The organism is Parvibaculum sp. (assembly GCF_040882025.1).
Lineage (GTDB): Bacteria > Pseudomonadota > Alphaproteobacteria > Parvibaculales > Parvibaculaceae > Parvibaculum.
Genome location: NZ_JBBECC010000087.1, coordinates 20323 through 30333 on the forward strand (window position 1 = coordinate 20323; position 10011 = coordinate 30333).

A 10011-nucleotide genomic window follows, 5' to 3' on the forward strand; every position below is an offset into this window, starting at 1 on the left:
GCCGTGATATGGTCCGGGCGATCCCGGACCATATAGACGGGCCCGAACGAGACAGGCCAGATGCCAAGCCAGAAATCCACCGCCGATGCCGGCCAGGGAGGACAGGGCGCCCGCCCGGATTCGCCGGGAGCCGCCATGCGGCCCCAGCCGCCGGAACTGATGACACGCGACGTCGTGGGCCGGATGGCGCGCGAATATTTACGGCCGCATTGGCGTCTCGCCGCCTTGGCGCTTCTCGCCAGCGCCATCGTTGCGGCATCGACGGGTGTCCTGCCGATTCTCATCAAGCACGCGCTGGACAACATTGTCGGCTCGGATAGCTGGATGCTGTTGCTGGTCTCGGCTGGCGCGATCATGGCCACATCGGTGCAGGCGGTCGCCACCTACTTCGCAAAAGTCAACATGAGCACGATCGGGCAACACATCGTCGCCGAAATTCAACGGCGCATGTTCGGCCGGATCATGCATGCCGATCTTGCCTGGGTCAGCGGAACGCATTCGGGCCGCTTCATTTCCGGATTTCTCTACGATGCTGCCCGGGTGCGCGACTCGATCACCACAACCGTCATTGACCTTGGTCAGAACCTGTTGACGGTGATCGCCCTGATCGGCGCCATGTTCTATCTCAACTGGAAGCTCGCCCTGATGGGTACGGCCGTCATCCCCTTCATCGCCGTTCTGGTGCGCCAGCTCGGCCGGCGCTCGCGCAAGGCCGCCAGGCAGACGATGCAAGGATCGGGCGACCTGTCGGCTGTGATTTCGGAAGCGCTGGGCGGCATTCGTGTCGTCAAGGCCTATGACCAGGAAGCAACCGAAATTGCACGTGCCGCGCGGTCGATCGATGAAGTGCTCCGCTATTCTCTGCGTGCGCTGAAGAGCCGGGCGGCAGCAAGTCCTGTCACCGGCGTCCTGTCGGGCTTCGGTATCGCCGCCGTCATCTATTTCGGCGGGCGCAGTGTGCAGACCGGCATTCTGACCATCGGCGATCTCGGCGGCTTTCTCTCGGCGATGATGCTGGCCTACGAGCCGTTGAAGAAACTCGCCAGCACCCAGACACTGATGCAGGAGGGCGTTGCCGCGGCCATTCGCGTGTTCCCCATCCTCGACATCGAGCCCGGCATTCGGGCGCCGGAAGGGGCGGAGCCCCTCAAGGTCAGCGATGGTGCGATCCGGTTCGAGGATGTGCATTTTTACTACAGCGACGGCACGCCGGCGCTCAACGGCGTTTCGATCGAGGTGCCGAAAGGGCACACCGCGGCGTTGGTCGGCCCTTCGGGGGCGGGCAAGAGCACCATCCTCAATCTTGTGCCGCGCTTTTACGATCCATCTTCCGGCCGTGTCCTGATCGACGGACAGGACGTGTCGCAGGTCACGCTTGCCTCGCTGCGGGGCGCGAGTTCGCTGGTCACGCAAGAGCCCTTTCTCTTCGATGATACGATCCGCGCCAACATCGCGTATGGATCGCCGCAAGCCGGCGATGCCGAGATCGAGCAGGCCGCGCGGAACGCAGCCGCGCATGAATTCATCTTGGGGCTACCCAAGGGATATGAAACACGGGTCGGCGAAGCCGGGTTCAAACTGTCGGGCGGGCAGCGCCAGCGCATCGCCATCGCTCGTGCAATGTTGAAAAACGCGGCGATCCTGTTGCTCGATGAAGCCACCTCGGCACTCGACACAGCCTCCGAGATGCAGGTGCAGGCGGCGTTGACGCGCCTGATGGAAGGGCGAACGACGCTTGTCATCGCGCATCGCCTTTCAACCATCAAGCATGCCGACAACATCTACGTGATCGATGGCGGCCGCGTGGTCGAACAAGGCACGCATGCAGCGCTCGTGGCCCAGGGCGGTCTCTATGCGGAGTTGTCGCGTTCGCAGTTCATCGAAGACGCGACGGATGGGGCCGCACCCGCGCAAGGCAAGACGCCGCAGGCGGCGTTGGCGGGAGAGTAGGCATCCGATGTCGTTTGGGAAAAAGATATTCAAGAGTCCGGTATTTACCGGGATGATCGCCTTTTTGATTGCGCTTTACATCCGTATCGTGCGGCGCACTTGCCGTTTCGAAATCAGACGTGGCGACATTGCCGCCAGTTTCTGGAATGTCGACAAGCCATTTGTCGCCGCCACATGGCACGGGCAAAATCTCATTTTGCCGCCCTTTTGGCACAATTGGCGGGAGTGGCGCATCCTGGTGTCGAAGCACGGCGACGGCGAAATCGTCGACGGTGTCATGTATCATCTGGGCGTCAGCACGATCCGTGGCGCGGGTGTGCCGAAAGGCGAGGAGCGCAGTCACAAGCACAAGGGAAAAGGCGGCGCCGGTGCCCTGCGCGCCATGGTGCGCGCGCTCGGCGAGAATATTTCGATCGGTCTCACCGCCGATCTGCCGCCGGGTCCGGCGCGCCGTGCGGGGGAGGGCATCGTGATGCTGGCGCGGCTCTCGGGCAGACCCATTGTTCCCGTCGCCGCGACGACGCGTGCGCGCATCAAACTCAACAACTGGGATCGTTTCACCATCAACCTGCCTTTCTCGAAGGGGGCGCTGGTCTGGGGCGAACCGATTTATGTCGAGCGCGACGCGAGCCCCGAGCAAATCGAGGCGGTGAGACAGAAGGTAGAGGACGGCCTCAATGCGGTTGCCGCGGAAGCCGAACGGCTTGTCGGCCGCACGCCGCTCATGCAGGACGCAGAGGCGGTGGCGCGTTGAGCTCCGCGTTTCGATCATGACGTCGCTCCCGACATCTTCCGGCCTCGTCCTCTACCGCTTGATGACGCGGGCGCTGGCCCCCGTCGCCCCGATATTGCTGCGTCGCCGGATCGCGCGCGGCAAGGAAGACCCCGCCCGGCTCGACGAACGCTTCGGCTACGCTTCGCGGCAGCGGCCGACGGGACGGCTCGTTTGGTTTCATGCCGCGAGCATCGGCGAATCCCTGTCGATCTTGCCGCTTGTCGAGCGGTTGCTCGGCGTTGCATCGGACATTTCCGTTCTGGTCACGACGGGCACCGTCACGTCGGCGAAATTGATGGCTGAGCGGCTGCCGCCCCGCGCTGTTCATCAGTTCGTGCCGCTCGACCATCCCGGCTATTGTTCCCGTTTCCTCGATCATTGGCGGCCCGATCTTGCGATATGGGTCGAGTCCGAATTCTGGCCGAATCTCATTGCCGCCACACATGCACGTGGATTGCCGCTGGCGCTCGTCAATGCGCGCATAACGGAGACCTCTTTCCGGAAATGGCGCCGCGCGCCGCGCCTCATTGGCAGCCTGCTGGCGGGCTTTTCGGTGTCGATGGCGCAGGATGACGTCAGCGCCGGCCGGTTGCGCATGCTCGGCGCGCCGTCCGTGCTGTGTCTCGGCAATCTCAAACACGACGCTCCGCCGCTCTTGCATGACGCGGCCGAATTGGCCCGCCTGCGAAACGAAATCGGTCACCGGCCTGTCTGGCTCGCCAGCAATACCCATGAAGGGGAGGAACGTGCGGCTGCCGAGGCGCATCGTCGGCTCGCGCCGGCCCATCCCGGTCTCCTGACAATGATTGTGCCGCGCCATCCGGCACGTGGCGCATCCATCGCGGCGGAATGCCAATCGTTGGACCTCCGGGTTGCCCGGCGCGGCCTTGGCGACAGGATCGCTGCAACGACCGACATCTATCTTGGCGATACGCTGGGCGAGATGGGCCTCTACTACATGCTTGCGGGCATCGCCTTTGTCGGCGGCACGCTCAGCCTTGCCGGCGGACACAATCCTTTCGAAGCGGCGCGGCTCGACAGCGCATTGATCGTGGGACCGTCCGATTTCAACTTCATTGAAGCCTATGCGGCGTTTGAGGCGGCGGGTGCGATGCAGCGGATAGCGGATTCGGCAGCACTTGCGCAAGCGGTTGGCGATCTCCTCGTCGATGGCGCGATACGGCAGCGAATGGCGGCCGCCGCAAAGGCGGTGGTGAGCGCCGACAGCGGCGCATCGTCGCGCGTGCTCGCGGCGCTTTTGCCGCTGCTTCCCGTCGGGGGGAGCGGTCATGCGTGAACCGCGTTTCTGGTATCCGCCGCGCCGCGGCGCCACGCCGCTGCTGCCCTCGCGTCTGCTCGCACCGGCCGGCTGGCTCTACGGACTTGCCGGACATATCAGGCGCCGCCGCATCACACCCGAGCGCGCTGCCGTGCCTGTCATTTGCATCGGCAATCTGACAGCGGGTGGCACCGGCAAGACGCCGGTGGCGCTGACGATCGCCGAACGCCTGATTGGCGCCGGCGAGAAAGTGCATTTCCTGACGCGCGGCTATGGCGGCCGCGAGCGGGGACCCATCCGCGTCGATCCGGCGCGGCACAGCGCGGCGGATGTCGGCGACGAACCGCTTTTGCTTGCCGCCGTTGCGCCGGCATGGGTATCGGTCCGGCGGCCCGAGGGCGCCGCGGCGGCGATACGCGGCGGCGCTGAGATCATCGTCATGGATGATGGCTTCCAGAACCCGCATCTGGCCAAGGATTTCTCGATCCTGGTCGTCGACGCCGCGACAGGTGTCGGCAATGGGCGCCTGATACCGGCCGGCCCCTTGCGCGAGCGCGTCGATGACGCGCTCGAACGCGCTCATGCGATCGTCCTGAACGGCAGGGGGCATGCGGCGGATGGAATCGCGGCCAGGGCCCGGGCGCGCGGCTTGCCGGTCTTCAACGCCATCACGCGGCCGGCCTCGCCGCTCGATTTCGGCGACATGCCGCTTCTTGCCTTTGCCGGCATTGGGCGGCCGGAAAAATTCTACCGGACGCTCGCCGATCTCGGTGCCGAGGTGGCGGGCACGATCGATTTCGCAGATCACCACATGTACACCGAAAGCGACGCGCTGCGCCTTCTCGTCAGGGCGCGCGAGCGCGGCGCGCGCCTCATCACCACGGAGAAGGACGCCGCGCGCCTGGCTCATGCGCAGGCCGGAAGTGCTCGGGCGCGGCTGCGCGATGCCGCGATGCAGCTGCCCGTCCGTGCATTGATCGCCAACATCGACACGTTGATGGCACAGATAGGCGACGCGGCAAGACGCGCACGGCGCCGTCGAAGCTGATATGATTCGCCAAAGGCATGGCAAAGAAACACACCTTCACACATCTGCTGGAATACGCGGCGCTGAAGGCCTCGCTCGCTCTTTTCGGCGTGATGGGGCTTGACCGGGCCTCGACGGCCGGCGGCAGCCTGGCGCGCTTCGTTGGCCCGAAGCTCGGCGTCTCCCGGCGCGCGCGCGCCAACATCCGCCGCGCCATGCCGGAGTTGTCGCCGGAAGAGGTCGAGCGCATCGTCGTCGACATGTGGGACAATCTCGGCCGCACCATCGGCGAATATGCGCATCTGGAGCGCTTCGGGCGTCCGGAAGAACGGCACCGTATCGACGTTGTCGGCGCCGCTGCGCTGCGCGCCATGGCCGAAGCTGAATGCGGCGGCGTCATTGTGTCCGGCCACTTCGCCAATTGGGAGCTGCTGCCCGTCGTGATGCAGTTGGAAGGGCTTGAGGGTGGCGAGGTCTATCGCCATGCCAACAACCCCTTCGTCAACGAGTGGATGGTGTCGCTGCGGCAGCGCGCAACGGGCGGCGCGACGCAGATTCCCAAAGGCGGTGCGGGCGCGCGTGTCATCGTGAAGCTGATGCGCGAGGATAAATTCGTCGCCATGCTGACCGATCAGAAAATGAATGACGGCGTCGAGGCGCGCCTGTTCGGATTGCGCGCCATGACGGCGGGCGCGCCGGCGGGCCTGGCCGTGCGCTATAACGTGCCGGTTGTGCCGGTCGGTATCGAGCGTCTCGAAGGCGCGCATTTCCGCATCACCGTCTACGACCCGATCACGGCGCGCCCGAACGCCGAGCCCTTCGAGGAGACGCTCCGCATCGCGCAAGAGGTCAACGATTTCCTCGAGGCGCGCATTCGCGAGCGCCCGCATGAATGGCTCTGGCTGCACAATCGCTGGAGCTAGAGCATTTTCCGGTCAAGTGGACGCCGGTTGACCGTAGAAAATGCGACCAAACAAAGGAATCTGGAGCAGGTTGCGATCCCGTCGGAACGCAACCTGCTCTAATTCCCGCCGGTGGCGACCGCCGCGCCGTCCGGCATCGGACCGACGAGATTGACCGGATCGAGTTGGGCGCCGCGCCAGAACAGGCCCCAGTGCAGATGCGGGCCGGTCGCCCGGCCGGTCGCCCCGACGGCGCCGATGGTATCGCCGCGTGCGACCCTTTGGCCTTCCGTCACATCGACCCGGCTCATATGCATCATGACGCTGGTGACGCCATGCCCGTGGTCGAGAAAGACGAGACCGCCCTCGAAATACATGTCGGACTGGGCGAGCGTCACGATGCCGGCCTGCGGCGCGGCGATGGGCGTGCCCGTGGGCGCGGCGACGTCGACGCCGTAATGAGGCCGGCGCGGTTCGCCATTGTAGATGCGCTGCGAACCGAAGACGCCGGTAACCGGCCCGCGCGCCGGCCAGATGAAGGGCAGGGCGAACCAGCTGTCGTCGACGCGCACCGCCCGCGCCGCCGTCTTCAATTCGCGTTCCTCCGCGATCCGCGCCAGCGTCTCGGGTGGCGGCGTCACATATTTCTGCGGCAATCCGTCGATGCGCTGGATCGCCCAGTCGCGCGGCGCGACTTCGAGAACGCGCTCGATGACCGTCCCGTCGGGATAGGCGACGGCGAGGCGGGCCGTGCGGCCATGATCGCGGTCGAGGCCGAAAGCGAAAACGCCGTCTTCGTCCACGCGAAGCGCCGCGCCATCAAGCGTCGCCCGCGCGTCGGGAACCGCCATGCCGATGATCAGCGCCCCTTGCTGCAACGGACCGCGAAGTTCGAGAGCGGGATGGTGGCCGCTCTCCGCCAGCACGGGCGCGGCGAAAAACAGAGCGGCAATGAGAGCGGTCAGCCGCCTCATGTCGCCGCTTGCAGCTCGAGATAGCGCTTCAGGGATATGTCGGCGCTGGCATAGGCCTCCTGCAGATCCACGCTCCAGTAGCGCAATTCGTCGAGCGAAATGCGTGCGCCCGTCACCGCACAGATCACATAGGCCCCGGGCCGCACGACGTGAAACTCGCCATCGCCATAGACGAGCTCGGCTTCGCCCCCGCCCATTTTTTCCATTCTGTTCATGGCGCAACTATAGCCCGGGCCGGCGCGCCGATCAAAGCAGGCTCCCCTGCGGACTGTCGGGCTTGCTCTTCGGCGCGGACCGCGGCTTTTCCGGCGTGGCCGCCACAACGGTCGCGCCGAGCCTGTCATCGGCGAATTCGATCTCGAGCGGGGCGCCGGCTTTCTGGCCCTTGCCGCTGCGCAGGGGCGTGCCGGCGCCGTCGCGCACCACCGCATAGCCGCGTTTCAGGACGCCCTGATAGGAATAGCTTTCGAGCAGCTTTGCCTGTCCGTCCAGCATGCGCGCGAGATCGGTCACCCGCCGCCGTTCCGCCCGCGTCAGCCTTTCGAGCATTTGCGGCAGCGCCTTGCGTTCGTTCGCAATGCGCAATCGGATCGGCCGGTCGGCGAGGCGGCCCTCGACGCGATGCAGCATCGCGCGCTTGACCTCCGCCGCGCGCGCCAGCGCCCGCCCGAGCCGGTCGCTCGCCGCGTCGAAGCGCTGGCGCGGCAGCGCCACGATGTCGGCAAGCCGCGGCAGCCCGCGTGCCAGCCCACGCAATTCGTTGCGCGCCGCCTCGATCGTGCGCGCCTCGGCCCGCATCAGCCGCCGGGCGCGGTCCTGCACCTCGGCGATCAGATCGGCGCGCACCGGCACCGCCATTTCGGCGGCGGCCGTCGGCGTCGGCGCCCGGCGGTCGGCGGCGAAATCGATCAGCGTCGTGTCGGTCTCGTGGCCGACGGCCGAGATCAGCGGAATCGTGCTGGCCGCCGCCGCCCGCACGACGATTTCCTCGTTGAAGGACCACAGATCCTCGATCGAGCCGCCGCCCCGCGCGACGATCAGCAGATCGGGCCGCGGCACCCGGCCGCCTTTGTCGAGCCGGTTGAAGCCTTCGATGGCCGCCGCAACCTCGGCCGCCGACGTCTCGCCTTGCACCCGCACGGGCCAGACGACGACATGGCAGGGGAAGCGGTCGGAGAGGCGGTGCAGGATGTCGCGAATGACGGCGCCGGTGGGGCTCGTCACGACGCCGATGACGCCGGGCAGGAAAGGGATCGGCCGCTTGCGCTCGGGCGCGAACAGACCCTCGGCGGTGAGCTTCCGGCGGCGTTCCTCGAGAAGCGCCATCAGCGCGCCGGCGCCGGCCGGCTCCAGATGCTCGATCACGATCTGGTATTTCGAGCTTCCCGGGTAGGTGGTGAGCTTCCCCGTCGCGATCGCCTCCATGCCCTCTTCGGGCTTGAAGCGCAGCTTGCCGAAATTGCCTTTCCAGATCACCGCGTCGATGCGCGCCTTGTCGTCTTTCAGGCCGAAATAGCAATGGCCGGAGGAATGCGGACCCCGGTAGCCGGTGATTTCGCCGCGCACGCGGACATGGCCATAGGTCTCCTCCACGGTCTTTTTCAGCGCGAAGGAAATCTCGCTGACCGAGAATTCATGGATGTTGCCGGAGGCGGAGCCTTGTGTTTCCGAAGGGGCCATAAAGGGCTTTCTGGCTGGGGCGCGGGGCGGTTTGCCGTCTGTGACCCCCATGTTACAAGGAAACCCCTTCGCGCCCCACCCCCGGGACGGGGCCGGAGCCGCTTTACCCTCAAGGGATGGCAACCCATGAATATTCTCGTCATCGGCTCTGGCGGCCGGGAGCATGCGCTGTGCTGGGCGCTCCGCAAAAGCCCTCTCTGCGAGGCTCTCTACTGCGCGCCGGGCAATGGTGGCATCGCCGGGGTTGCAACCTGCACTCCCCTTTCGCCCGACGATTTCGACGCCATTATCGCCTTCTGCCGCGACAAGAACATTGGCTTCGTCGTCGTCGGGCCGGAAGACCCGCTGGTCGCCGGCCTGGTCGACCGCCTCGACGCCGAAGGGATCGCGAGTTTCGGGCCCTCGGCCGCGGCGGCGCAGCTTGAAGGCTCGAAAGGCTTCACCAAGGATCTGTGCGCCGAATGGAACATTCCGACGGCGGCCTATGGCCGCTTCCCGGAGGCGGCGTCGGCAAAGGACTTCATCCGCAAGAAGGGCGCCCCCATCGTCGTCAAGGCCGACGGGCTTGCCGCCGGCAAGGGTGTCGTCGTCGCGCTCACGGGGGCCGAAGCCGAGGCGGCCGTCGACGAAATTTTTTCGGGCCGTTTCGGCGCGGCCGGCGCCGAAGTGGTGGTTGAGGAATTTCTCGAGGGCGAGGAGGCGAGCTTCTTCGCCTTGTGCGACGGCGAGGTCGCGCTGCCGCTCGCAACCGCGCAGGACCACAAGCGCGTCTTCGATGGCGACAAGGGCCCGAACACCGGCGGCATGGGCGCCTATTCGCCGGCGCCGGTAATGACGCCGGGCCTTTGCGCGCGCGCGATGCGCGAAATCGTCGAGCCGACGGTGAAGGCGATGGCCGCGCGCGGCACGCCCTTCAAGGGGGTGCTTTATGCGGGCCTCATGCTGACGAAGGACGGCCCGAAGTTGATCGAATACAACGCCCGCTTTGGCGATCCCGAGACGCAGGTCCTGATGATGCGCCTCGATTGCGATCTGCTGCCGCTGCTGATCGCCTGCCATGAAGGCACGCTCGCCTCGGCCGGCCTGCGCTGGAAGGACGAGGCGGCGCTCACCGTCGTCATGGCCGCGAACGGCTATCCGGGTGGCTATGAAAAGAACACGGAGATACGGGGCCTCGAAGCGGCGGGCGCCATCGAAGGTATCGCGATTTTTCATGCCGGCACGAAGGCCGAAGGCGGAAAGATCCTCGCCACCGGTGGCCGCGTCCTCAACGTCACCGCCACCGGCGCGACTGTCGCCGAAGCGCAGGCCCGCGCCTACCGCGCCGTGGCGAAGATCGACTGGCCGGAAGGCTTCTGCCGCCGCGACATCGGTTACCGCGCCATCGAGCGCGAAAAGCAGAACGCGTGAGGCAATGAGGGCAA

General features: G+C 66.1%; 9 protein-coding genes. 6 read left to right on the forward strand and 3 right to left on the reverse strand.

Translation table 11 applies throughout. From position 1 onward, the window contains the following. Positions 1 to 60: 60 nt before the first annotated feature. The 5 genes from WEB61_RS06105 to WEB61_RS06125 are packed head-to-tail and all read left to right on the forward strand — an operon-like array spanning position 61 to position 5954. Positions 61 to 1950, forward strand: a complete 1890-nt coding sequence (locus WEB61_RS06105) for an ABC transporter ATP-binding protein (protein ID WP_368063444.1) — start codon at positions 61 to 63, stop codon at positions 1948 to 1950. A 7-nt stretch (positions 1951 to 1957) separates the two neighbouring features. Beyond that, positions 1958 to 2704, forward strand: coding sequence for a lysophospholipid acyltransferase family protein (locus WEB61_RS06110; protein ID WP_368063445.1), 747 nt, complete (start codon positions 1958 to 1960; stop codon positions 2702 to 2704). A 16-nt stretch (positions 2705 to 2720) separates the two neighbouring features. Continuing rightward, a complete protein-coding gene (locus WEB61_RS06115; protein WP_368063446.1) occupies positions 2721 to 4022 on the forward strand; it encodes a 3-deoxy-D-manno-octulosonic acid transferase in 1302 nt (433 codons plus the stop codon). Further along, complete coding sequence (gene lpxK, locus WEB61_RS06120; RefSeq protein WP_368063447.1) at positions 4015 to 5052, forward strand: tetraacyldisaccharide 4'-kinase; 1038 nt, start codon at positions 4015 to 4017, stop codon at positions 5050 to 5052. The genes WEB61_RS06115 and lpxK overlap by 8 nt, the downstream gene beginning before the upstream one ends. A gap of 17 nt (positions 5053 to 5069) precedes the next feature. Further along, positions 5070 to 5954 (forward strand): lysophospholipid acyltransferase family protein, encoded by an 885-nt coding sequence (locus WEB61_RS06125; protein WP_368063448.1) that lies wholly within the window; start codon positions 5070 to 5072, stop codon positions 5952 to 5954. Between the two features lie 98 nt (positions 5955 to 6052). Here the strand turns inward: WEB61_RS06125 and WEB61_RS06130 are convergent, their stop codons facing one another. Genes WEB61_RS06130 through xseA form a run of 3 tightly spaced genes read right to left on the reverse strand, consistent with a single transcriptional unit; the run spans position 6053 to position 8587 of the window. Then, positions 6053 to 6907 carry a M23 family metallopeptidase gene (locus tag WEB61_RS06130; protein ID WP_368063449.1) on the reverse strand — a complete coding sequence of 285 codons (855 nt, stop codon included), beginning with the start codon at positions 6905 to 6907 and terminating at the stop codon, positions 6053 to 6055. Beyond that, complete coding sequence (locus WEB61_RS06135; protein ID WP_368063450.1) at positions 6904 to 7122, reverse strand: DUF2093 domain-containing protein; 219 nt, start codon at positions 7120 to 7122, stop codon at positions 6904 to 6906. The genes WEB61_RS06130 and WEB61_RS06135 overlap by 4 nt, the downstream gene beginning before the upstream one ends. 31 nt (positions 7123 to 7153) lie before the next feature. Next, positions 7154 to 8587: an exodeoxyribonuclease VII large subunit gene (gene xseA / locus WEB61_RS06140; protein ID WP_368063451.1), complete on the reverse strand. Its 1434-nt coding sequence runs from the start codon at positions 8585 to 8587 to the stop codon at positions 7154 to 7156. A gap of 126 nt (positions 8588 to 8713) precedes the next feature. Between xseA and purD the strand changes: the two genes are divergently transcribed. Next, the gene (gene purD / locus WEB61_RS06145; protein ID WP_368063452.1) at positions 8714 to 9997 is read left to right on the forward strand and encodes a phosphoribosylamine--glycine ligase; all 1284 of its coding nucleotides are present in this window, start codon (positions 8714 to 8716) and stop codon (positions 9995 to 9997) included. The last annotated feature ends 14 nt before the right edge of the window (positions 9998 to 10011 follow it).

Coding starts and splice junctions, on each gene's coding strand:
- WEB61_RS06105 (WP_368063444.1), top strand. CDS start 61: ATGCCAAGCCAGAAATCCACCGCCGATGCCGGCCAGGGAGGACAGGGC.
- WEB61_RS06110 (WP_368063445.1), top strand. CDS start 1,958: ATGTCGTTTGGGAAAAAGATATTCAAGAGTCCGGTATTTACCGGGATG.
- WEB61_RS06115 (WP_368063446.1), top strand. CDS start 2,721: ATGACGTCGCTCCCGACATCTTCCGGCCTCGTCCTCTACCGCTTGATG.
- lpxK (WP_368063447.1), top strand. CDS start 4,015: ATGCGTGAACCGCGTTTCTGGTATCCGCCGCGCCGCGGCGCCACGCCG.
- WEB61_RS06125 (WP_368063448.1), top strand. CDS start 5,070: ATGGCAAAGAAACACACCTTCACACATCTGCTGGAATACGCGGCGCTG.
- WEB61_RS06130 (WP_368063449.1), bottom strand. CDS start 6,907: ATGAGGCGGCTGACCGCTCTCATTGCCGCTCTGTTTTTCGCCGCGCCC.
- WEB61_RS06135 (WP_368063450.1), bottom strand. CDS start 7,122: ATGAACAGAATGGAAAAAATGGGCGGGGGCGAAGCCGAGCTCGTCTAT.
- xseA (WP_368063451.1), bottom strand. CDS start 8,587: ATGGCCCCTTCGGAAACACAAGGCTCCGCCTCCGGCAACATCCATGAA.
- purD (WP_368063452.1), top strand. CDS start 8,714: ATGAATATTCTCGTCATCGGCTCTGGCGGCCGGGAGCATGCGCTGTGC.